Raw genomic sequence first — 23,523 nt, 5'->3', positions numbered from 1 at the left:
TCACCCCCTCGGCAAAACGGCGGGAATATGCACCCGGCCGTCCGTGAGGCTGCCCGGAAACTCCCTTGAGACGAGCAAATCCGGAGTTGTCCGGTTTCCCGGCCGCGTGGGTCAATGAGTGAAAAGTTATCTGACGAAAGCTGGAGGGCGGTTTGACCAGTGTGCTGAGGTCATTGCGACGAAAAATCCTGACACCGGATATCGAGGAGACCAGGCTCGTAAAGCGCGGCTTCTGGGTCAAGGACGCGGCCGCCAAGGAATTACTGGAGACGGTCGGCGAGGCGTTTCTGACCGGCTACGCGTACGCCGTGGAGGCGCGCCGCCCGGCTGAGGCGGAGGAGCGGCTTGAGCAGGTGCCCGCGAGGTTCCGGGGCTTCGCCTACGAGGGCGCGGGCATGGGCTTCGCCATCCTGGACTGCCTGACCTTCGGCGACCTGCGCAGAACGCGCGAGTTCCTGCGCGGGCGCGGGCTCCACCACAACTACATGATCTATGTGGGGATCGGCTGGGCCATGGCACGGCTGCCCCGCTTCCTGTGGCCGGCCGACGCCCGGCTCGATCCGCTGCTGCTGTGGCTCGTCCACGACGGCTACGGCTTCCACCAGGCGTACTTCCACACCCGCAAGTACGTGCACGAGCAGGCCCACGAGACCCGGTTCCGCTGGCCGGCCGGACAGGACCGCTACGCCGCCCGCGCCATCGACCAGGGCATCGGCCGCGCGCTGTGGTTCGTCGGCGGCACGGACGTGGAGCGGGTCACCTCGCTGATCGAGAGCTTCCCCGAGGCGCGCAGAGCCGACCTCTACAGCGGGACCGGCCTGGCCGCCACCTACGCGGGCGGCGCGGACGAAGCCGAGCTGCGCGAACTGCGCGAGCGGGCCGGCCGCCACGCGCCTCAGCTCGCCCAGGGCAGCATTTTCGCGGCCGAGGCCAGGATCCGCGCCGGCCTGCTGTTCCCGCACACCGAGCAGGCCGCCCAGGTGCTCTGCGGCACCAGTGCGCAGCTCGCGGCGGAGATCAGCCACGAGACCCGGCCCGACACACAGCGCGCGGCCGGCCACCAGGCCCGGCCCGGCACGAAGCTCGCGTCGGAGGCCGGCGAGACCGGCGCGGCGGCAGAGGGACGATCGCCCGCTTACGAGGTTTGGCGGCAGCGCATCGCCGACAGATTCCACTCCCTTGGAGGTGTTACCCCATGACGGCCGCATGGCTGCGCAGACAACTGGCCGGAATCGTCGCCCTGGCGCTCATGATCGCCATGTTCGTGACGAGCCGCCCGACCTTCGCGTCCGACTCGGACAAGGAGCGGCTGGCCGGCTCGTACGGCTTCACGCCGATGAGCATCGCGATGCCGGGCGGAGCCCCGCAGCAGACGATCCGCAAGGTGAACAAGGCCTACGAGCACATCAGCGCGTGGATCTCCTCGGTCGGCGCGGCGATCGCGATGAACGACCTCGACGGCAACGGCCGCGACGACGACCTGGTCATCGTCGACACCCGCACCGACCAGGTGGTCGTCACCCCGGTGCCGGGCACGGGCGGCAACCGGTACCAGCCGTTCGCGCTCACGTACGGCTCCCTGCCCATGAACGACGCGATGGCCCCCATGGGCGCCGTCCCTGCCGACTACAACCAGGACGGCCGGACCGACCTGCTGGTGTACTGGTGGGGCCGCACTCCCACCCTGCACCTGCAGCGCTCGACGGCGACCCGGATCGACGCCGCGGCGTTCGAGCCGGCCGAGCTCGTGCCCGGCTCAGCCGGCGCGTACCGGGGCGAGTTGTGGAACAGCAACGTCGCCACGGTCGCCGACTTCGACGGGGACGGCAGGCCGGACATCTTCGTCGGCAACTACTTCCCCGACGGCAGCCCGGTCCTCGACAGCAAGGCCGACGGCGGCGTGGAGATGAACGACTCGCTGTCCAACGCGGTCAACGGCGGCCGGGACTACTTCTTCCGCTGGACCGGAGGCACCTCCGGCGACCGGCCCACCGCGACGTTCACCAAGATCGACAATGCGCTGCCGGCCGACATCTCCACGGGCTGGGAGCTCGGCGCGACCTCGCTCGACCTCGACGGCGACGCGCTGCCCGAGCTGCTGCTGAACAACGACTTCGGCGTCGACAACCTGCTCCACAACACCTCCGCGCCAGGCAAGATCTCGTTCTCGCGGGTCGAGGGGGTGCGCAGCCCCGTCGTTCCCAAGTCCAAGACGCTCGGCAACGACTCCTTCAAGGGCATGGGGTCCGACGCGGGCGACCTCAACCACGACGGCGTCTTCGACTTCTTCGTCAGCAACATCACCACGCCCTTCGGGATCCAGGAGAGCAACTTCCAGTTCGTCTCCACCGTCAAGGACCAGGCCGACCTGCGCGCCCACTTCAAGCGCGGCGAGGCGCCGTGGCAGGACGTCAGCGCGGAGCAGCGCACCGCCTGGTCGGGCTGGGGCTGGGACCCCAAGATCGAGGACTTCGACAACGACGGCGAGGCGGAGATCGTGCAGGCGACCGGGTTCGTCAAGGGCGACGTCAACCGGTGGCCGCCGCTGCAGGAGCTGGCCGCGGCCAACGACGGCGTGACCCGTAACCCCAAGTCCTGGCCCAACGTCACCGAGGGCGGCGACATCGCGGGCAACCAGTGGCTGGCCTTCTTCGCCAAGGGCGGCGACGGGCGTTACGCCAACCTCTCCCAGGAGCTCGGCCTCGCCGTGCCGGTGCCCACGCGCGGCATCGCGACGGGTGACGCCAACGGGGACGGGCTGATCGACTTCGCCGTCGCCCGGCAGTTCGACGCGCCCATCTACTACCAGAACACCAGCAAGTCCACGGGGGCCTTCCTCGGCCTGCGGCTCACGTACGACGAGGCCGCCTCCGAGGGACCGCTGCCCGCGGCAGGCTCGCCCGCGATCGGCGCGGAGGTGCGCGTGACCACTCCCGACGGACGCACCCACCTCGGGCGCGTGGACGGCGGCAGCGGCCACTCCGGCAAGCGCGCGCACGCCGTGCACATCGGCCTGGGCCAGAACGTGACCGGTCCGGTGAAGGTGCACCTGACCTGGCGCGACCGCACCGGCCAGGCACGCCGGCAGGAGCTTCAGCTCAGCCCCGGCTGGCACGCCATCCAGCTCGGCTCGACCGCGAAGGAGAAGTGACGGACATGGCCGACAAGACTAGCAGCACCACGCCCCGCCACGATCCGAAGGTCGTCACGGCGCTGCGCAGGTTCGCCATCTCGATCACGGTCTTCAACCTCCTCGGCTACACCTGGTTCGGGTTCGAGCAGCCCTGGACGTGGCCCTTCGTGGCACTCGCCACCGCCTACACCGCCGAGATCGTGCTCGAGCTCATCGGCGCCCGCGCGGAGGGCCGCGCGCCGCGCTTCCGCGGCAACGGCTTCCGCGGGCTGGTGGAGTTCCTCTTCCCCGCGCACATCACCGCCATGGCGCTCAACATGCTGACCTACGTCAACGACCAGATCCTCGTCATGATGTTCGGCGTCACCGTGGCCGTCGGCGCCAAGTGGGTGCTCAGGGCGCCGGTGCGCGGCCGCCTGCGGCACTTCATGAACCCCTCCAACCTCGGCATCGCGGTGATCCTGCTGTTGTTCCCGTGGGCCAGCATCGCGCCGCCGTACCACTTCACCGAGAACGTGCACAACCCGATCGACTGGATCATCCCCGGCATCATCATCGTCGGCGGCACCATGCTCAACGGCAAGCTCACCAACCGGATGCCCCTGATCCTCGCCTGGGTCGGCGGGTTCGCCCTGCAGGCCGTGGTCCGCGGGATCGTCATCGACGACATCTCGATCCTCGGCGGCCTGTCCATGATGACCGGGGTGGCGTTCATCCTGTTCAGCAACTACATGATCACCGATCCCGGGACGACCCCGTCGAGACCGCTGTCCCAGGTGGCCTTCGGCGGCGGCGTCGCCCTGGTGTACGGCGTGCTCATGGGCATGAACATCCCGTACGGGATCTTCTTCGCCACCGCGATCGTCTGCCTCATCCGCGGCGGCTTCCTCTGGGCGCTGCACATCGTGGACAAGGCCAGGGCGCTCGACGCCGCGCGGGTGAGCGCGGCCGCGGCGGAGGCGGTCGCCCCGTCAGGGAAAGAGGTCGCGAAAGTATGACGAAGATCGCGATCGTCGGCATGGCCTGCCGCTATCCCGACGCCGCCTCGCCACGTGAGCTGTGGGAGAACGCCGTCGCCGGACGCCGGGCCTTCCGCCGGCTGCCCGACGTGCGCATGCGGCTCGCGGACTACTGGCATCCCGATCCCGCCACGCCCGACCGGTTCTACTCGCGGACGGCCGCCGTCATCGAGGGCTACACCTTCGACCGCGTGGCCCACCGGATCGCGGGCAGCACCTACCGGTCGACCGACCTGACCCACTGGCTGGCGCTGGACATGGCGGGCAGGGCCATGGCCGACGCCGGGTTCCCCGGGGCTGAAGGGCTGCCCAGGCAGAGCACGGGCGTCATCGTGGGCAACACCCTCACCGGGGAGTTCACCCGGGCGAAGGCACTGCGGCTGCGCTGGCCGTACGTGCGGCGCACGCTCGCGGCGGCGCTCAAGGAGCAGGGGTGGGACGACGACCGGCTGGCCTCGTTCCTGGCCGACTACGAGACGGCCTTCAAGAGCCCGTTCCCGCCCGTGGACGAGGACACCCTCGCCGGCGGGCTGTCCAACACGATCGCCGGGCGCATCTGCAACCACTACGACCTGCACGGCGGCGGCTACACCGTGGACGGCGCCTGCTCCTCCTCGCTGCTGTCGGTGGTGACGGCGGCCAAGGCGCTGACCGACGGAGACCTCGACGTCGCGATCGCCGGCGGCGTGGACCTGTCCATCGACCCGTTCGAGATGATCGGTTTCGCCAAGACCGGGGCCCTGGCCAAGGGCGATTTCCGGCTGTACGACCGGCACTCCAACGGCTTCTGGCCCGGCGAGGGCTGCGGGATCGTCGTGCTGATGCGGGAGGCCCACGCGCTGGCCGCGGGGCACCGGATCTACGCCACCATCGCCGGGTGGGGCGTCTCCTCCGACGGCGCGGGGAGCATGACACGTCCCGAGGTCAGCGGATACCGGCTGGCCCTGGAGCGCGCCTACCGGCGGGCGGGGTTCGGCGTCGGGACCGTGTCGCTCTTCGAAGGGCACGGCACCGGGACGGCGGTCGGCGACGAGACGGAGCTCACCGCGCTGTCCCAGACCCGGGCGGCCGCCGACCCGGCCGCGCCGCCCGCGGCCGTCGGCTCCGTCAAGGGCATGATCGGCCACGCCAAGGCCGCCGCCGGGGTGGCCGGCCTCATCAAGGCGGCCATGGCGCTGCACGAGCAGGTGCTTCCCCCCACCATCGGCTGTGTCGAGCCGCACCGGGTGCTCACCGAGGAGCACGCGCCGCTGCGCGTGCTGCGCGCCGCGGAGCCGTGGCCCGAGGGACGCCCGCTGCGGGCGGGCGTCACCGCCATGGGCTTCGGCGGCATCAACACGCACGTCGTGCTCGAGTCCGAGGCCACCCGGCGGCGGATGTCCAGCCGCACCAGGGCGCTGGCCGCCTCGCCACAGGACGCGGAGGTCTTTCTCTTCGACGCCGCGTCACAGGACGAGCTGCGGGCGTCGGTGGCGGAGCTGGCCGACTTCGTCCCCCAGGTGTCCTACGCGCAACTGACCGACCTGGCCGCCACCCTGAGCGACCGGCTGCGCGGCCTGCCGTACCGCGCGGCCGTGGTGGTCACCTCGCCGGAGGACGCCGAACGGCAGCTCAGGCGCGTGCTGGGCGCGCTGGAGTCGGAGGACACCAGGCTCGTCACCTCGGACGGCAGGGCATGGGCGGGCCGCGCCACGGCCCGGCCCAAGGTCGGCTACCTCTTCCCCGGGCAGGGCTCGGGGCGCGGGACCGGCGGAGGCATCCTGCGCAGGCGCCTGGCCTGCGTCGAGGAGCTCTACCGCGAGGCCGGGCTCCCGGCTGCCGGAGACATGGTGGCCACCTCGGTGGCCCAGCCACGCATCGTCACCGGATCGCTGGCGGGGCTGCGCGCGCTGTCCCTGCTCGGCCTCGAAGCCGACGTCGCCGTCGGCCACAGCCTCGGCGAGCTCTCCGCGCTGTGCTGGGCGGGCGCGATGGACGAGCAGACCCTCCTGCGGGTGGCCGCCAAACGCGGGCGCGCCATGGAGCGGGAGAGCGCCAGCGGCGCCATGGCGAGCCTGCGCACCGGCCCCGGCACGGCGTCGGAGCTGATCGGCGAGCTGCCCGTGGTGATCGCCGGATACAACTCGCCGACCCAGACCGTCGTCGCCGGGCCGGTGGAGGCGGTCGAGGAGGTCGGCCGCGCCGCCTCCCGCGCCGGGCTCACCTGGGCCCGGCTGAACGTCTCGCACGCCTTCCACTCCCCGCTGGTGGCGCCGGCCGCGCGGGCGCTGGCGGACGAGCTGGACGGCGAGCGGTTCCACCGCCTCGGCCGCCGGGTGGTGTCCACGGTCACCGGGAGCACGCTGGCGCCCGGCACCGACGTCGCCGCGCTGCTGCTCCGCCAGGTCAGCGACCCCGTGCTGTTCACGCAGGCCCTGCAGGAGGCGGCCGCGGGGCTGGACCTGCTCGTCGAGGTGGGCCCTGGCCGGGTGCTCAGCGGCCTCGCGGCCGAGCTGACCGACGTCCCGGCGATCGCGCTGGACACCGACGGCGAGTCGCTGACCGGGCTGCTCGGCGTGGTCGCCGCCGCCCACGTGGCCGGGGTGCCGGTCGCGCACGAGGAGCTCTTCCACGGCCGCCTCATCCGGCCGCTGGAGATCGGCGCGGAGTTCTCGTTCTTCGCCAGCCCCGCCGAGTCGGCCCCGCAGACCACGGTCAAGGAGGTGGCCGCGCCCGCGCGGCCCGAGCCCGACCAGGACCGCCCGCAGGCGGGCCCGTCCGGGGAGTCCACCACGGAACTGCTGCGCCGCCTGGCCGCCGAGCGCGCGGAGCTGCCCCTGGAGATGGTGACCGAGGACAGCAAGCCACTCGACGGCCTGCACCTGAGCTCGGTCACCGCGATGCACATCCTCGACCAGGCCACCCAGCACCTGGGCATACCGGCGGGGCAGGCGCTGCCCAACCTCGCCACCGCCACCCTGCGCGAGCTGGGCGAGGCGCTGGACAGGCTGGCGGCCGAGCCGCACGACCAGCGGGTCACGGGCGTGACGGGCGCGGCGACCTGGGTGCGGCCGTTCGCGGTCGACCTCGTCGAGCGGCCGCGGCCCCGGCGGGCCAGGCCCGAGGAGCCGGGACGGTGGCAGGTGTTCGCCCCGGCGGGTTCGGCGCTCGCGGCGCCGCTGCGGGAGGCCCTCGAACGGGAGAAGGCCGGATCCGGTGTGCTGGTGTGCCTGCCGCCGGAGTGCGCGGCGGAAGACCTGGAGCAGGCGCTGCTCGGCGCCAAGACCGCGATGGCGGCCGGGCCGGGCACCCGGTTCGTCCTGGTCCAGCACGGCCGCGGCGCGGCGGGGCTGGCCAAGACCCTCCACCTGGAGGCCGCCGGGCTCCGCACGACCATCGTGCACGTACCCGAGACCCCCGAGGTGATCGCCTGGGTGGCTGAGGAGGTGGCGGCCACCGCCGAATACGCCGAGGTGCACTACGACGCGGACGGCGTGCGGCGGGTGCCCGTCCTGCGCGCCCTGCCGGTGCGCCAGGCACGCGCGGAGGAGCCGCTCTCGTCCGAGGACGTGCTGCTGGTGACGGGCGGCGGCAAGGGCATCACCGCCGAGTGCGCGATCGCGATGGCCGGGCACGCCAAGCTCGCGCTGCTCGGCCGCTCGGATCCGGCCCAGGACCAGGAGCTCGCCGCCAATCTGCGGCGCATGGCCGAGTCCGGGCTCACCGTGCACTACGCCAGGGCCGACGTCACCGACCCCCAGCAGGTACGGCAGGCCGTCGCCGAGGCCGAGCAGGCGCTCGGACCGGTGACCGCGGTGCTGCACGGCGCCGGGCTCAACCAGCCCGCCGGCATCGGCAGCCTGGACCTACCCGACTTCCTGCGCACGTTCGCCCCCAAGGTCGACGGCCTGCGCAACGTGCTCGACGCGGTGGCGCCCGACCGGCTGCGCCTGCTGGTCACGCTCGGCAGCATCATCGGCCGCGCGGGCCTGCAGGGCGAGGCGCATTACGCGACCGCCAACGAATGGCTGGCCGAGCTCACCGCCGAGGCCGGCCGGCGTCACCCGGACTGGCGGTGCCTCTGCCTGGAGTGGTCGGTGTGGTCGGAGGTCGGCATGGGGGAGCGGTTGTCGGTCGTGGACCGGCTGGCCCAGCAGGGCATCACGCCGATCCCCGTCGAGCAGGGCGTGGAGATCATGCGCCGGCTCGTCACCGACCCGGACGCCCCCGGCACCGTGGTCATCACCGGCCGCGCGGAGGGTGTCCCCACGATCCAGCACGATCTGCCCGAGCTCCCCCTGCTGCGCTTCGTGGACAAGCCGCTGATCCATTACCACGGGGTGGAGCTGGTCAGCGAGGTCGAGCTGAACGCCGGGACCGACCTCTACCTGGCCGACCACCTGCTCGACGGAAACCTGCTGTTCCCCGCCGTGTTCGGCATGGAGGCGATGGCCCAGGTCGCCGGCGCGGCCATCGCCCGCGAGAGCGCGCCGGTCATCGAGCAGGCCGAGTTCCTGCGGCCGATCATCGTGCCGCAGGAGGCGAGCACCACGCTGCGCATCGCCGCGACCGTCATCGACGACGGCACGGTGGCCGTGACGATCCGCAGCGGCGAGACCGGCTTCGACGTGGACCACTTCAGGGCCGTGCTGCGCTTCGCCGCGGAGGGCCCCCAGGAGGGGCCGCCCGTCCAGATCGCCGACGGGCTGCCGCCGGTGGCGCTCGACCCGGACACCGACCTGTACGGCGAGGTGCTGTTCCAGGGCAGACGCTTCCAGCGGCTGCGCCGCTACCACCACGCGGCCGCCCGCCACGTGGACGCCGACCTGGCGGTGGAGGAGCACGGCTCGTGGTTCGCCGGCTTCCTGCCCGACCGGCTCGTGCTCGGCGACCCGGGCATGCGGGACGCGCTGATGCACGGCAACCAGGTCTGCGTGCCGAACGCCACGCTGCTGCCGACCGCCGTCGACAGGGTGCACCCGGGCGGCGCCCGGCTGGCCGGCGTGGGCGAGGTGCGCTACTGCGCCAGTGAGCGCAGCAGGGATGGCGACACCTACGTCTACGACATCGCGGTACGCACCAAGACCGGCGAGCTGGTCGAGCGCTGGGAAGGGCTGCGCCTGCAGGCCGTGCGGAAGAAGGACGGGCGCGGCCCCTGGGCGGCGCCGCTGCTCGGCCCCTACCTCGAACGCACGCTGGGCGACCTGGCCGGCGCACAAGTCGCGGTCGTCGTCGAACCGGGCGACGACGCGGCGGAGCTCGCCGGGGCACGCCTCACCGCAGGCGGCGCGAGGGCTCTCAGCGCGGCGAGCCCGGGGACTCTCAGCGCGGTGGGCGCGGGGACTCTCGCTTCGACCAGTGCGCAGGTGCCGGGCATGACGCTGCGCGTCGCGGCCGAGGGCACCGTCGCCTGCGAGATCGTACAGATCTCCGCCGACCCGCCCGGGCCGCACGCCGCGCTCGCCGAGCGGATCGCCACCGAGGCGGCGGAGGGGCAGGACACCGCCGCCGCCAGGATCCGCGCCGCCGAGGCATGCCTGCGGCGGGCCGGCCGCACGACGGACGCCCCGCCGGCCCTGCGCTCCGCCGCCCGCGACGGGTGGGTGGTGCTGGCCTCGGCGGGCTCGCTGATCGCGACGCTCGTGACCACCGTACGGGAGCTGCCGGAGCCCGTCGTGGTCGCGATCCTCACCGAAGGACGGTCATGACCATGGGAAAGTACTTCGAATATCTCCACACGGTGGGCTTCGAGGAGACCAACATCGTGGGGAACGTCTACTACGTCAACTACCTGCGCTGGCAGGGCAGATGCCGGGAGATGTTCCTGAAGGAGCGCGCGCCCGACGTGCTCGCCGAGTTGCAGGACGACCTCAAGCTGTTCACCCTGAAGGTCGACTGCGAGTTCTTCGCGGAGATCACCGCCTTCGACGAGCTGTCCATCAGGATGCGCCTGGTCGAGCTCGCCCAGACGCAGCTGGAGTTCGGCTTCGACTACATACGGGTCGGCCCGGACTCGAGCGAGACGCTCATCGCCCGCGGCAGGCAGCGGGTGGCCTGCATGCGCGGGCCCAACACCAGGACCACGCCCGCGAGGATCCCCGAGTCCCTGCTCAGGGCGCTTGAACCGTACGCGTCCTAGACGCGGATCCAGGAGGCAAGCGTGCACATCTCCGCATCAACACCGACGCTCGACGACGCCACCGACTCCAAGGCGCTGCGCACCGCGTTCGGCGCGTTCGCCACCGGTGTCACCGTGGTGACCACCGGTGGCGCCGTCCCCCACGCCATGACGGCCAACTCCTTCACCTCGGTATCGCTCAGCCCGCCGCTGCTCCTGGTCTGCGTCGCCAAGTCCGCGATGATGCACCGGCGCCTCGCAGAGAGCTCCTTCTTCGGCGTCTCCGTGCTCGCCGGCCACCAGGAGGCCGCGGCCAGGCACTTCGCCGACCGCTACCGCGCGCTGGGCGCGGCCCAGTTCGCCCAGGTCGACGTGGAGCTGGGGGAGCTCACCAGGGTGCCGCTCATCGCGGACGCCGCGGTGAGCTTCGAATGCGACCTGTGGCGTGCCTACGACGGCGGCGACCACACGATCTTCCTCGGCAAGGTGCTGTCGATGCGGCAGCGGCCCGGCAGCGACGGGCTGCTGGTGTACCGGGGCCGGTTCGCGGAGATCGATGCCGCCTCGTCCGAGGGGGTCACGGCATGAGCGTGGTCCAGGTCCCGCCCGCCACGCGGGCGGGCGGGGCGGCCAGACCGCCCGGACCACCCCTGTGGGCGGGCCCCGCCCTGTTCAGGCAACTGGTGACGGACCGGCTGGCGCTGCTGTCCGGGGCCACGGCGCGGTACGGCGACGCCGTACGGCTGACCATCGGCCCCAAGACCATCTATCTGTTCAACCACCCCGACCACGCCAAACACGTGCTGGCCGACAACCACGCCAACTATCGCAAGGGCATCGGCCTGGCCGAGGCCAGGCGGGTGCTCGGCGACGGGCTGCTGACCGGCCACGGCGAGGTGTGGCGGCGCCAGCGCAAGGCGATCCAGCCGCTGTTCCAGAACAAGCGGCTCGCCCGGCAGGACGCGATCGTCGCCGACGAGGCCGGGCGGCTGGTGGCCAGGCTGCGTGCGCACGCGGGCGCGGGACCGGTGGACGTGGCCGGCGAGATGACCACGCTCACCCTCGGCGTGCTGGGCAGGACACTGCTCGAGGCCGACCTCGGGGCGCACGCGTCGATCGCGCACGCCTTCGAAGGCGTCCAGGACCAGGCGATGTTCGAGATGGTCACGCTGGGGGCGGTCCCGCTGTGGCTGCCGCTGCCGCTGCACCTCCGCTTCCGCCGCGCCCGCAGGGAACTGCACAGGATCGTCGACTCGCTGGTGGCCGAGCGGGCCGCCCGCCCGACCGACGGCACCGACCTGCTGTCCCTGCTGATCACCGGCACCCGGCAGGACGCCGATCCGCGGGCCGCGCGCCAGCGCCTGCGCGCCGAACTGGTCACGATCCTGCTGGCCGGGCACGAGACCACGGCGAGCACCCTGTCATGGGCCTTCCACCTCCTCGACCGGCACCCCGGCGTGCGCGAGCGCCTGCACGCCGAGGCCGTCTCGGTGCTGGGCGAGCGACCGCCGACGTACGAGGACCTGCACCGGCTCACCTACACCACGATGGTGCTCGAGGAGGTCATGCGCCTCTACCCGCCGGTGTGGGCGCTGACCCGGGTGGCGGTGGACGGCGACGAGGTGGGCGGTTACCGGGTGCCCGCGGGGGCGGACGTCCTGATCAGCCCGTACACGCTGCACCGGCATCCGGGTCACTGGCCGGAGGCGGACCGGTTCCGCCCCGAGCGGTTCGCCCCCGACGCGCGGTCCGACCGCGCCAGATACGCCTACATTCCGTTCGGCGCCGGGCCGCGCTTCTGCGTCGGCAGCCACCTGGGGATGATGGAGGCCGTCTTCGTGCTGGCCATGGTCTCCCGCGAGCTGCGGCTGACCGGCCTGCCCGGTGGCCGGGCGATTCCCGAGGCGATGCTGTCGCTGCGCGTACGCGGCGGGCTGCCGATGACCGTCAGCGTGCTGAAGGGACGAGACGATTGAGCATCTTCGAGCTGGACATCACCCCTGAGGCCCTCGAGGAGGCCGTACGGGCACTGCCTCCCTCCATGGCCCGGCTCCGCGAGGACCTGGGCAGGCTGCGCAAGGAGATCGCCGATGGCCGCCCCCAGGGGGTGGAGCGGCAGCACGCGCTGGGCAAGCTCACCGCCAGGGAGCGGCTGGACATCCTCCTCGACGAGGGCTCATTCGTCGAGCTGGACATGCTGCGCCGGCACCGGGCGCAGGGGCTCGGCATGGACCGGCAGCGGCCGCACACCGACGGGGTCGTCACCGGGTCCGGCACGATCGAGGGCCGCCGCGTCTTCGTCTACGCGCAGGACTTCACCGTCTTCGGCGGCTCGCTCGGCGAGGCGCACGCCTTGAAGATCCAGAAGGTGATGGAGCTGGCGCTGTCCACCGGCTCGCCGTTCATCGGGCTGAACGACAGCGGCGGCGCCCGCATCCAGGAAGGCGTGCTGTCGCTCAACGGCTACGGTGGCATCTTCCAGCGCTTCGTCCAGGCCTCCGGAGTCATCCCGCAGATCAGCGTCGTGCTCGGCCCCTGCGCCGGGGGCGCGGCCTACTCGACGGCGCTGGCCGACTTCACCTTCATGGCCGGCGACACCGCGCAGCTGTACCTGACGGGGCCGGACGTGGTGGAGGCGGTGACCGGCGAGCGGGTGACCCACGCCGAGCTCGGCGGCGCGCAGGTGCACGGCAGCAGGTCGGGCGTGTCCACGTTCGTCTACGACGACGAGGAGAGCTGCCTGCTCGGCGTCCGCGACCTGCTGTCCATGCTGCCGAGCAACAATCTCGGCCGGCCGCCCGCGCTCCCGCCGCGGGGCGCGACCACCGACCTGCGCCCGCGCCTGGCCGAGATCGTGCCCGCCGAGCCCCACAAGCTGTACGACATGCGCCTGGTGCTGGCCGAACTCGTGGACGACGGCGACTTCCTCGAAGTGCACCATGGCTGGGCGCGCAATGTGATCTGCGCCCTGGCCAGGATCGACGGTGAAGTGGTCGGCGTGGTGGCCAACCAGCCCATGGTGCTCGCCGGGGTGCTCGACGCGTCGGCCGCCCAGAAGGCGGCGCGTTTCGTCAGGTTCTGTGATGCTTTCTCGATTCCCTTGGTGACGCTCGTCGACGTTCCCGGCTTCCTGCCCGGCAAGGACCAGGAGCACGCCGGGGTGATCCGGCACGGCGCGAAGCTGCTGTACGCGTACTGCGAGGCGAGCGTGCCGCGCATCTCGGTCGTCATCAGGAAGGCGTACGGCGGGGCGTACATCGTCATGGATTCGCGCTCCATCGGCACCGACCTGTCGCTGGCCTGGCCCACCAACGAGATCGCCGTGATGGGCGCGGAGGGCGCGGTGAACGTCATCCACCGCAGGCGGCTGGCCGCGGCGGCCGATCCCGTCGCCGAGCGGGCCGAGCTGCTCGAGCAGTACAAGCAGGAGCTCATCCATCCCACCTACACCGCCGAGCGCGGGCTCGTGGACGACGTGATCGACCCTGCCGAGACCAGGGCGGCCGTCGCCCGCGGGCTCGCCATGCTCCGCGACAAACGCAAGCACCCGGCTCCGCGCAAGCACGGGAACGTCCCGCTCTGAGAACGCCGGCCCCGCCCGCTCCACGGGCGGGGCTTTCGCGTGTCCCGGACCGGGGTGACAACATGCGGTAAGCCGCGTGCAGCTTCCTGCCGCCGCCGCGCCTGGATCGTGCCCTCCGCCGGTCGCACAGTGGAGTGCGTCAACACGATCAGTGCCGGGTGACCGCAGGCGGGCACCCGGCGGGGAGGAGGGCGGCACCGTGCTGATCCAGCTGACGATGCGCCAGGTGCGCGGGCTGGCGCTGCCCGGCTCGCCGGTGGACGGGATCCGCATCATGGCGCTCCTGCCCAGCGGCTGGCACAAGGACCTCGCGCAGGCGTCGGGGGACATCGTCATCCGGGTGCGTCCCGACGAGCCGATGAGCAGCGCGCAGGTCGGCGCTCGGGTGCGGGAGATTCTCGCCAACCCCGAGGTCGACCGCTGGGAGCTGGTGGGCTGCCAGCCTCAGGACGACTCGTGAGCTTCCCGCGCCGCGGCCACCCGAGGACTACGGGCGCCGCGCCGCGGCTTGACGTACAGGAACCAGAGGATGGCCGCCGCCGAGGCCAGCAGCAGCGCGGTGACCACCCACTCGTTGGAGCCGCCCGGTCCGTAGACCCGGTTGGCGGCCCCCACGTCCAGGGCGCGCGCCGGTTCGCCGGCCTGGTGCGTGGCGCGGTCGCTGCCGTACATCTCGATGCCGGACCTGACCACGGCGCCGTCGTCGGAGCGGAACTCGCCGATCCAGACGCACGACTCGTGCCCCGGGTGCTGGATGCAGGACAGTTCCCGGGGGACGAAGACGCCCGGCCTTCCGTCCGCTCGCGCGGCCCGCACCACCGTGCCGAGGTTCGGCGTCGCCAGGTAGACGAGCAGGCAGGCGAAGAGGGTCAGCGCCACGGTGAAGGCAGGGGAGCGCCTGCCGGTGGCCTTCATCAGCCCGCGGCGAGGGCGCAGGTGCACCGCATCTGGCCGGCTTCGGCCCGGCTCGGGCGCCGGTGCAGGATCATCGCCACCACCATGGGCGCGAAGACCAGCGCGTTGTAGAACAGGTGCAGCTCCATGCGGGGCAGGACGAGCTGGAGGATGCTGGTCGGCACGGGGCGGCCGAGCAGGTTGGCGCCGGTGAGGGCCTGCCCGAGCAGCAGCAGGTGCTCCAGGTGGTGCCAGACCTGGATGCCCAGCGAGATGTTCCACCACAGGCGTGCCCTGCCGACGAAGCCGCCTCTCAGCATGAGCAGGCCGACCAGCATCAGCAGCGCGTAGCCGTAGTGCATCCACTCGGAGGACACGAGCCAGGGGAAGGGCATGCCGAGCACGCCGCGCGCCTCCTTCAGCGGCCAGCCCAGGACGTAGACCTGGACGGCCTGCGCGATGTGCTCCGCCCAATGGGCGACGACGATGAAGAGGAACACCTCGAGCCCGGTCTTGTGGTGCCGGGTGTTGAGCCTTCGCGTCCATCCGTCCGAGTGCTGCGCGAGCGCGGCATCGACAGCCATACGTGAACCTCAATTCTCGGCTGGAGATCGTCTCACCAATGTCCATTCAAAGCCGGGGTGCCGCATCTCGGATAGTGCGGAGGCGGTTAGGGAGGGCCGCGTAATCGGGTTGCGGATGGCCGCGTGATCCCTTTACCTGGTCGGCGTGACCACGCCGAACACGGACGCCGCCGCGCCGATCGACTCGTACTTCGTCTGCGCCACCCCGCGCACCGGCAGCTCGCTCCTCCTCGGCCTGCTGGAGTCCACCGGGGTCGCCGGCCGGCCACAGGCGTACTTCCGCGAGCCGGACGAGCCGCTGTGGGCCGAACGCTGGGGGCTGCCCCGCACCGCCGGCTACGCCGACTATGTGCGGGCGGCGCGCGCCGCGGGGCGGACGGGGAACGGCGTGTTCGGCGCGAAGCTCATGTGGGGAACGCTGGACCTGGTGGTCGCCAAGCTCGGCGCGGCGTGGCCCGACCTCGCGGGACAGGACGTGCCGCTGCTGGAGCGCGCCTTCGGCCGTACGCGGTTCGTGTACCTGCGCCGCGACGACGTCCTGGCACAGGCCGTGTCCTGGCTGCGCGCCGAGCAGACCGGCTCCTGGTACGTCGGCGGCAACGGCGAGATCGGCGGCGCCACGGCGAGCGGACGTGAGCCCGGCTACGACCCGGACGGCATCCGGGCGCTGATCGAGCAGATCGAGGAGCACAACGCGGCCTGGGAAGCGTGGTTCGCCTCGCATGCGGTGCGGCCGTACACGGTGCGGTACGAGGACCTCGACGCGGACCTGACAGGCGTCACCCGGCGGATCCTCGGCTTCCTCGGGCTCGACCTGCCTGAAGGACGCACGATCGTGCCCCGGCACCGCCGCCAGGCCGACGAGCTCAACACCGCCTGGATCGAGCGCTACCGGCTCGACTCGGCCTGAGCGGCAGACCTCAGCCGAGCCAGCCGGGGACCACGAGCACGGCCCAGGCCGCCAGGGGACCCACCACGACGATCGCCGCCCCGTACGTCAGGAGCCTGCGGTAGAAGGCGTCCCGCTCCATGCCCCTGACGTTGGCCACCAGCAGCGCACCCGTCGTCGAGAACGGGCTGACGTCCACGATCGCCGAGGACACCGACAGCGCCGAGATCATCGCGACGGGGCCCAGGGTGCCCTGGTTCAGCAGGGGCACGGCCAGCGGCACCAGCGCGCCCAGGATGCCCACCGTCGAGGCGAACGCCGACACCACGCCTCCGACGTAACAGATGAGCAGGGCCACCAGCAGCGGGATGCCGATCGCCGCCACCGACGAGCCCACGTAGTCGACGGTGCCGATCTCCTGCAGCACGCCCACGTACGTGACGACACCGCAGATCAGCAGCACGGTCGGCCAGGCCACCTTCTCGACGGCGCCCTTGTTCGTCCTCGGGGAGGTGAGGGAGAGGACCACGGCGACGGTGACGGCGGTCAGGCCCACGTCGAGCTGGAACACCAGCACGGCCAGGCAGAGGGCGACGATGCCGGTGAGCGTCAGCGTCGAGGTGTCGGGTCCGAACATCAGCCCCTGCCTGCGGGCCGCCCGGTTGAGCTGGTCCTGGACGACGCCCGGCTGCACGCGGGCGGTCGTGCCGTCGATCTCCAGGATCCGGTTCATGTGGCGCGAGAAGTCGACGATCACCGCCGCCCCGACCGTCTGCCCGGCCAGGCTCGTGCCCGCCCCGCGCGGCAGCACCGGCACGCCCAGCTCGCCGCACGCCGCGACCAGCGCCTGGACGTCGCCGGCGTGCCGGGGGAAGGCGACGGCGAGCGGCTCGATGGCGTACATGCTGGCGTCGGAGGAGTACAGGTGCCGGGTGTACGGGTCGTCCCGCACGTCGCCTTCGATCAGCGGCGACAGCGTCCTGGCCAGGCTCACGCGCTCTCCTCCAGACAGGCCAGCGCCGCCCGTGTCCCGCCCTCCTTGATCGGCACCCCGGCCCCGCTCAGCCCCATCTCGACGCCGCTCAGCGTGCCCGCCAGCGTCAGGTCGTTGAAGTGGCCGAGATGCCCGATCCTGAACACGCGCCCGGCGAGCCGCCCCAGCCCGGTGCCGAGCGACATGTCATAGCGCTCCAGGATGAGCTGCCTGACCGCGTCGGCGTCGTGCCCGTCCGGCATCAGCACCGCCGTGAGCGAGCTGGAGTGCTCCCGCTCGTCGGCGCAGAGCACCTCCAGCCCCCACGCCCGCACGGCGCGCCGCGTCGCCTCGGCGTGCCGGTCGTGCCGGCGGAAGACCGCGTCGAGCCCCTCCTCCTCCAGCAGCATGATCAGTGCCTCGCGCAGCCCGTACAGCAGGTTGGTCGGCGGCGTGTACGGGAAGAAGCCCCCGCGGTTGGCCGCGATGATCGGCTCCCAGTCCCAGTACGAGCGGGGCAGCCGCCCCCGGTGCGCGAACGCCCTCGGGCTGACGGCGTTGAGCCCGATGCCCGGCGGCAGCATGAGCCCCTTCTGCGAGCAGCCGACGGTGACGTCCACACCCCATTCGTCGTGGCGGTAGTCCATCGAGCCCAGTGACGAGATCGTGTCCACCAGCAGCAGCGGGGAGTGCTCCGTCCGGTCGATGGCCGCGCGGATCTCCGGGACCCGGCTGCGCACCCCGGTCGAGGTCTCGTTGTGCACGACCATGACGGCGGCGTGCTCGGCGGAGAGGTGCCCGGCGATCGCGCCGGGGTCGGCGCCGTGCCGCCAGTCGCCGGGCACGAGGTCGACGACCAGCCCCAGGCGCGCGGCCATCTCACACCACAGCGTGGAGAAGTGCCCGGTCTCGAACGCCAGCACCCTGTCGCCGGGCGAGAGCGTGTTGACCAGCGCCGCCTCCCACGCGCCCGTCCCCGACGACGGGTAGACGATCACGTGGTGGCGGGTCTTGAAGACCGCCTTCAGCCGCTCCAGAACCGAGCCCGCGAGCCGGGCGAACTCTGGTCCGCGGTGGTCGATGGTGGGCTGGGCGATGGCGCGCAGCACCCGGTCGGGAACGTTGGTCGGTCCTGGGATCTGCAGGAAATGACGGCCCACGTCGTGATGCTCCTTGCGTGCCGTGTCACGGCACGATGTGCCGTGTTGCGGTTCATTAACATTAAGATCGGCCCGCAGAGGAGTCAATGGATGCAGAACGTGATCAACGCCCTCCGGGTGCTCGAGGAGGTCGCCGTCCGCCAGCCGGTCGGGGTCGGTGAGCTGGCGCGGGTGCTCGGCCTGCCCAAGAGCACGGTGCAGCGCTCGTTGCGGACGCTGCACGACGCCGGCTGGATCAGGCCCGCGGCGGGCGAGGTCACGCGCTGGCAGGTGACCAGCAAGGCGCTCCAGGTCGGCCGCCGGGCGGAGCTGGGACTGCGGGACGCGGCGATGCCGGTCATGGAGGAGCTGAGGCAGCGCACGGGGGAGACGATCCACCTGATGGTGCCGGAGGGCGACGCGGTCGTCCTGATCGAGCGCCTGGAGACCGACAAGCCGCTGCGCATCGTGCTCCCGCTCGGCATCCGGCTCCCGTTGCACGCCTCGGCCAACGGCAAGGCCGTGCTCGCGCACCGGCCGGGCCCGCCGGACGAGCTTGCGGCGTACACCGACACCACGATCACCGACCGCGAGGCGCTCCGCGCCGAGCTGGCGGCGATCCGCGCGCGGGGTTATGCGGACAATCGCGGCGAGTGGCGCTCCGACATCGCCGCCGTCGCCTCCGCCGTCCTGGGGCCGGACGGCCCGATCGCCGGCCTCAGTATTTCCACCCCGGCCAGCCGCATGCCGGAGGATCTCCGGGTCGAGTACGGCAAGCTCGTCCACCAGGCGGCCCGCACGTTGACGGAGTCCCTGACCTGACAGCGGCCGACCGGCAACTTGTCAGCTGAGCGCCCTGAAACTTTCTGGAAATTTAGCGCCAAATGCTGGCTCAATCCTGCGGTGATCAGCCGGAACATAGCACTTTGCACCCTCTTGACACGCCGAAACCCTGACCCATAAGTTGCCGCAATATTAACGGGAATTCTTCGAAAGTTTCGGCGTCATGCCGGCGATCAGCCGAAAGGGTGGCATGAGGGGCCAGGTACCAATCGACAAGTGGCGGGACGCGCGGCTGTCTCCCGCCGAGCGGGCCGAGGCGCTCATCCCGCTCATGACGCTGGAAGAGAAGATCGCCCAGCTCGTCGGCGTCTGGGTCGGCGCCGACGCCTCAGGCGGAGGCGTCGCCCCGCACCAGGAGGAGATGGCGGACGTCGAGTGGAGCGAGGTCATCGCCCACGGGCTCGGCCAGCTGACCCGCCCGTTCGGGAGCGCGCCGATCGATCCGGTCGCGGGCGCCCGCTCGCTGGCCGCCTCGCAGGAGCAGATCGTGGCGGCGAGCAGGTTCGGGATTCCGGCCCAGGTGCACGAGGAGTGCCTGACCGGCTTCGCCGCCTGGGGCGCGACCGTCTACCCGACGCCGCTGAGCTGGGGCGCGTCCTTCGACCCCGAGCTGGTCGAGGAGATGGCCGGGCGGATCGGCCGGTCCATGCGGGCCGCAGGGATCCACCAGGGCCTCTCGCCGGTCATCGACGTGACCCGCGACTACCGCTGGGGGCGCACCGAGGAGACCATCGGCGAGGACCCCTACCTGGTCGGCACGGTCGGCGCGGCCTACGTACGCGGGCTGGAGAGCGCGGGCATCGTCGCCACGCTGAAGCACTTCGCCGGCTACTCCGCCTCACGGGGCGGGCGCAACCACGCGCCCGTGCACATGGGGCGCAGGGAGCTGGCCGACGTGATCCTGCCGCCGTTCGAGATGGCCCTGCGTCTGGGCGGCCCCCGGTCGGTGATGAACTCCTACGCCGAGATCGACGGCGTTCCCGCGGCGGCGGACGAGGGCCTGCTGACCGGGCTGCTGCGGGAGGAGTGGGGATTCGCGGGCACGGTGGTGTCGGACTACTTCGCGATCCGGTTCCTGCAGAAGCTGCAGGGCGTCGCGGCGGACGGGGCGGAGGCGGCCGGCCTGGCCCTGCGCGCCGGGATCGACGTCGAGCTGCCCACGGTCGACACCTTCGGCGCCCCCCTGATCGAGGCGGTGAAGGCGGGGCAGGTCGATGAGGCGCTGATCGACCGCGCGCTGCGCCGGGTGCTGACGCAGAAGGCCGAGCTCGGGCTGCTCGACGAGGGCTGGCGGCCGCTGCCCGGCGAACCCGAGGACGTGCGCCTCGACGACGAGGAGAGCCAGGAGCTCGCCCTGCGCCTGGCGCGCGAGTCCGTCGTCCTGCTGCGCAACACCGGCGACATCCTGCCGCTCGCCCCGGGCCGGCGGGTGGCCCTCGTGGGCCCGGTGGCCGACGACCCGATGGCGATGCTCGGCTGCTACACCTTCCCCGCGCACGTGGGCCCGCATCCCGAGCACGGGCTCGGGATCGACATCCCGTCGCTGCGCGAGGCGCTCGGCACGCTCATCCCCGATCTGACGTACGAGCCGGGCTGCGGCATCACCGGCGACGACACCTCCGGCATCGCGGCGGCCGTCGCCGCGGCCGAGGAGAGCGACGTGTGCGTGGTCGCCGTCGGCGACCGGGCGGGGCTGTTCGGGCGCGGCACCTCCGGCGAGGGGTGCGACGCCACCGACCTGCGCCTGCCGGGCGTGCAGTCCGAGCTCGTCAGGGCCGTGCTCGCGACCGGCACCCCGGTGGTCCTGGTGCTGCTGGCCGGGCGGCCGTACGCGCTGGGGCCGGAGTTCGACACGGCCGCGGCCGTGGTCTTCGGCTTCTTCCCGGGCCAGCGGGGCGGCCAGGCGCTGGCGGAGGTGCTCACCGGCGCGGTGAACCCGTCCGGGCGGCTGCCGGTCAGCGTCCCGCGCGACGCCGGCGGCCTGCCTTCGACGTACCTGTCGCCGCCGCTCGGGCGCCGGACGCAGGTGTCGTCGGTGGACACGACGCCCGCGTACCCGTTCGGGCACGGGCTGAGCTACACCACGTTCGCGTGGGAGCCGCTCGACACGGACGCGGCCGAGTGGCCGGTGGACGGCGAGGTCACCGTCGGGGTGACGGTCCGCAACACCGGGTCGCGGTCCGGCACGGAGGTCGTGCAGCTGTACCTGCACGACCCGGTCGCGCAGACGACCAGGCCGGTGGTGCGGCTGGTCGGCTACGCCCGCGTCCCGCTGGAGGCCGGTCAGGCCGCGCGCGTGTCGTTCACGGTCCCTGCCGACGTCGCCTCGTTCACCGGGGTACGCGGCCGGCGCATCGTCGAGCCCGGCGACGTCGAGCTGCGCTTCGGGCGCTCCAGCGGTCAGTCTGCGGTGGTCGTGCCGCTGCGCCTGACCGGCGCCGAGCGCGAGGTCGGGTACGGCAGGCACCTGCTGGCCACGGCCCGTGTCACACGTGAGGGAGGGTGATGAGCACTACGCTGGACGACCCGCCGCAGGACGCGCGGCGGGCGCGGCCGGAGCCCCACCGGCGCAGGCAGGCGAAGCCGGGCACGTGGCGGCACGCGATCCGCCGCGACTGGCAGCTGTACTCGCTGGTGATCCTGCCGCTGCTGTTCTTCGCGATCTTCCGGTACGCCCCGATGCTCGGCAACGTGATCGCCTTCCGCAAGTTCGAGCCGGGCGGCAGCATCTTCGGCGAGACCTGGGTGGGCCTGCGGTACGTGAAGATGTTCCTCAACGACCCGTCGTTCTGGACCGTGTTCACCAACACGCTCGTCCTCGGGGCGCTCACCCTGCTGTTCTGCTTCCCGCTGCCGATCGCGCTGGCGCTGCTGCTCAACGAGGTGCGCAACCACCGGATCAAGCGGTTCCTGCAGTCGGTGTCCTACCTGCCGCACTTCCTGTCGATGGTCATCGTGGCCGCCATGGTCATGCAGATGCTGGCCATCGACGGGCCGATCAACCAGATCGTGAAGGCGTTCGGCGGGGAGGCCACCCCGTTCATCCAGAAGCCGGAGTGGTTCCGCACGATCTTCGTCTCGTCGGAGGTCTGGCAGACCGTCGGCTGGGGCACCATCCTCTACCTGGCCGCGCTGACGACCATCGACGGGCAGCTCTACGAGGCGGCCCGGATGGACGGCGCCGGACGGTGGCGGCAGATCTGGCACGTCACCCTGCCGGGCATCCGGCCGACGGCGATCACGCTGCTGATCCTCAACATCGGCACGTTCATGGCCGTGGGCTTCGAGAAGGTCCTGCTGCTGTACAACCCGCTGACGTACCCGACCGCCGACGTGATCTCCACGTACCTGTACCGCATGGGTGTGGAGTCCAGCAACCTCAGCTACGCCGCCGCGATCGGCCTGTTCGAGGCGCTGATCGGGGTGGTGCTGATCTCGTCGGCGAACCTGATCTCCCGTCGCACAGTAGGGACGAGCCTGTGGTGACGATCGACAACAGCCGTGGCTACCGCGTGTTCCAAGGGATCAACGCCGTCATCCTGACCGGCGTCGTGATCGTGACGTTGTACCCCTTCGTCAACATCATCGCCCGCTCGTTCAGCGAAGAGCGCTACATCGTCGGCGGGCAGGTCAACCTCATCCCGCGCGGGTTCAACATCGAGACCTACAAGCTCGTGGTGTCGGACCCGATGTTCTGGACGAACTACCGCAACACCGTGGTGTACACCGTCGTGGCCACCGCCATCGCGATGGTGCTCACCACGTGCTACGCGTACGTGCTGTCCAAGAAGCACCTCAAGGGCCGCACGTTCCTGGTCTGGGTGGCCGTCTTCACCATGATCTTCTCCGGCGGCCTGATCCCCCAGTACGTGCTGGTCAACGGCCTCGGGCTGACGGACTCCATCTGGGCCATCGTCCTGCCCAACGCGATCAGCGTCTTCAACCTCCTGGTCATGAAGGCGTTCTTCGAGGGCCTGCCGCAGGAGCTGGAGGAGGCCGCTGCCATCGACGGCCTCAACACCTACGGCGTGCTGTGGCGGATCGTGCTGCCGCTGTCGAAGGCGGTCATCGCCACGATGGTGCTGTTCTACGCCGTCTCGTTCTGGAACTCGTGGTTCACGGCGTTCCTGTACCTGAACGACTCGAAGTTGTTCCCGGTGACCATCTACCTGCGCAACCTCATCGCCGGCGCCACGGGTGCCGAGTCGGCCGGCGCGACGCTCAGCGAGGCTTCGGCGGCCGCGGCCAACATCCAGTCGGTGACGATCATGCTCACCGTCCTTCCCATCCTGGCGGTCTACCCCTTCGTGCAGCGGTACTTCGTCTCGGGCGTCATGCTCGGCGCGGTCAAGGGATAGCCATTGTCCAT

At 71.6% G+C, this 23,523-nt stretch carries 18 protein-coding genes; 14 read left to right on the top strand and 4 right to left on the bottom strand.

The window, feature by feature from the left end:
- Window positions 1-173: 173 nt before the first annotated feature.
- From ACIBVN_RS34370 to ACIBVN_RS34330, 9 genes are all read left to right on the top strand, one after another.
- Window positions 174-1,199, top strand: a complete 1,026-nt coding sequence (locus ACIBVN_RS34370) for a DUF1702 family protein (RefSeq protein WP_397143611.1) — start codon at window positions 174-176, stop codon at window positions 1,197-1,199.
- Entirely contained in the window at window positions 1,196-3,151 is a 1,956-nt protein-coding gene (locus tag ACIBVN_RS34365; protein ID WP_397143609.1) for a CRTAC1 family protein, read from the top strand. Before ACIBVN_RS34370 ends, ACIBVN_RS34365 begins: the two co-directional genes overlap by 4 nt.
- A gap of 5 nt (window positions 3,152-3,156) precedes the next feature.
- Window positions 3,157-4,131: an enediyne biosynthesis protein gene (locus tag ACIBVN_RS34360; RefSeq protein ID WP_397143607.1), complete on the top strand. Its 975-nt coding sequence runs from the start codon at window positions 3,157-3,159 to the stop codon at window positions 4,129-4,131.
- Window positions 4,128-9,839, top strand: a complete 5,712-nt coding sequence (locus tag ACIBVN_RS34355) for a type I polyketide synthase (protein ID WP_397143605.1) — start codon at window positions 4,128-4,130, stop codon at window positions 9,837-9,839. Before ACIBVN_RS34360 ends, ACIBVN_RS34355 begins: the two co-directional genes overlap by 4 nt.
- On the top strand, window positions 9,836-10,270 hold the full coding sequence (locus ACIBVN_RS34350; protein ID WP_349453622.1) for an acyl-CoA thioesterase: 435 nt from the start codon (window positions 9,836-9,838) through the stop codon (window positions 10,268-10,270). The genes ACIBVN_RS34355 and ACIBVN_RS34350 overlap by 4 nt, the downstream gene beginning before the upstream one ends.
- Before the next feature lie 21 nt (window positions 10,271-10,291).
- Window positions 10,292-10,837: a flavin reductase family protein gene (locus tag ACIBVN_RS34345; protein ID WP_397143603.1), complete on the top strand. Its 546-nt coding sequence runs from the start codon at window positions 10,292-10,294 to the stop codon at window positions 10,835-10,837.
- A complete protein-coding gene (locus ACIBVN_RS34340) occupies window positions 10,834-12,225 on the top strand; it encodes a cytochrome P450 (RefSeq protein WP_397143601.1) in 1,392 nt (463 codons plus the stop codon). The genes ACIBVN_RS34345 and ACIBVN_RS34340 overlap by 4 nt, the downstream gene beginning before the upstream one ends.
- A gap of 65 nt (window positions 12,226-12,290) precedes the next feature.
- Window positions 12,291-13,832 carry an acyl-CoA carboxylase subunit beta gene (locus ACIBVN_RS34335; protein WP_397143781.1) on the top strand — a complete coding sequence of 514 codons (1,542 nt, stop codon included), beginning with the start codon at window positions 12,291-12,293 and terminating at the stop codon, window positions 13,830-13,832.
- Window positions 13,833-14,031: 199 nt separating this feature from the next.
- Window positions 14,032-14,292 carry a hypothetical protein gene (locus ACIBVN_RS34330; RefSeq protein WP_397143599.1) on the top strand — a complete coding sequence of 87 codons (261 nt, stop codon included), beginning with the start codon at window positions 14,032-14,034 and terminating at the stop codon, window positions 14,290-14,292.
- Here the strand turns inward: ACIBVN_RS34330 and ACIBVN_RS34325 are convergent.
- Window positions 14,277-14,747 (bottom strand): hypothetical protein, encoded by a 471-nt coding sequence (locus ACIBVN_RS34325; protein ID WP_397143597.1) that lies wholly within the window; start codon window positions 14,745-14,747, stop codon window positions 14,277-14,279. The two genes, ACIBVN_RS34330 and ACIBVN_RS34325, sit on opposite strands and share 16 nt — an antisense overlap.
- Window positions 14,747-15,310, bottom strand: coding sequence for a hypothetical protein (locus ACIBVN_RS34320; RefSeq protein WP_397143595.1), 564 nt, complete (start codon window positions 15,308-15,310; stop codon window positions 14,747-14,749). The genes ACIBVN_RS34325 and ACIBVN_RS34320 overlap by 1 nt, the downstream gene beginning before the upstream one ends.
- Window positions 15,311-15,455: 145 nt before the next feature.
- Here ACIBVN_RS34320 and ACIBVN_RS34315 point away from each other — a divergent pair, with 145 nt between their 5' ends.
- Window positions 15,456-16,220 (top strand): Stf0 family sulfotransferase, encoded by a 765-nt coding sequence (locus tag ACIBVN_RS34315; protein ID WP_397143593.1) that lies wholly within the window; start codon window positions 15,456-15,458, stop codon window positions 16,218-16,220.
- A gap of 10 nt (window positions 16,221-16,230) precedes the next feature.
- Here the strand turns inward: ACIBVN_RS34315 and ACIBVN_RS34310 are convergent, their stop codons facing one another.
- The gene (locus ACIBVN_RS34310) at window positions 16,231-17,193 is read right to left on the bottom strand and encodes an SLC13 family permease (protein WP_397143591.1); all 963 of its coding nucleotides are present in this window, start codon (window positions 17,191-17,193) and stop codon (window positions 16,231-16,233) included.
- Window positions 17,190-18,332, bottom strand: a complete 1,143-nt coding sequence (locus tag ACIBVN_RS34305) for a pyridoxal-phosphate-dependent aminotransferase family protein (protein ID WP_397143589.1) — start codon at window positions 18,330-18,332, stop codon at window positions 17,190-17,192. Before ACIBVN_RS34305 ends, ACIBVN_RS34310 begins: the two co-directional genes overlap by 4 nt.
- Window positions 18,333-18,422: 90 nt before the next feature.
- On the opposite strand from ACIBVN_RS34305, the gene ACIBVN_RS34300 reads away from it, so the two are divergent.
- The 4 genes from ACIBVN_RS34300 to ACIBVN_RS34285 all read left to right on the top strand — a co-directional run bounded on the left by ACIBVN_RS34300 (window position 18,423) and on the right by ACIBVN_RS34285 (window position 23,512).
- Window positions 18,423-19,133 carry an IclR family transcriptional regulator gene (locus ACIBVN_RS34300; RefSeq protein WP_397143587.1) on the top strand — a complete coding sequence of 237 codons (711 nt, stop codon included), beginning with the start codon at window positions 18,423-18,425 and terminating at the stop codon, window positions 19,131-19,133.
- Window positions 19,134-19,344: 211 nt separating this feature from the next.
- Window positions 19,345-21,660 carry a glycoside hydrolase family 3 N-terminal domain-containing protein gene (locus ACIBVN_RS34295; RefSeq protein ID WP_397143585.1) on the top strand — a complete coding sequence of 772 codons (2,316 nt, stop codon included), beginning with the start codon at window positions 19,345-19,347 and terminating at the stop codon, window positions 21,658-21,660.
- Window positions 21,660-22,640, top strand: coding sequence for an ABC transporter permease (locus ACIBVN_RS34290; RefSeq protein ID WP_397143583.1), 981 nt, complete (start codon window positions 21,660-21,662; stop codon window positions 22,638-22,640). The genes ACIBVN_RS34295 and ACIBVN_RS34290 overlap by 1 nt, the downstream gene beginning before the upstream one ends.
- Window positions 22,637-23,512 (top strand): carbohydrate ABC transporter permease, encoded by an 876-nt coding sequence (locus tag ACIBVN_RS34285; protein WP_397143581.1) that lies wholly within the window; start codon window positions 22,637-22,639, stop codon window positions 23,510-23,512. The genes ACIBVN_RS34290 and ACIBVN_RS34285 overlap by 4 nt, the downstream gene beginning before the upstream one ends.
- Window positions 23,513-23,523: the final 11 nt, after the last annotated feature.

This window comes from Nonomuraea sp. NPDC049400, assembly GCF_044466425.1.
In the GTDB taxonomy this organism is placed as follows: Bacteria; Actinomycetota; Actinomycetes; order Streptosporangiales; family Streptosporangiaceae; genus Nonomuraea.
Note: the sequence above shows the minus strand (reverse complement) of the source record. Positions and strands in the feature narration are given on the sequence as shown.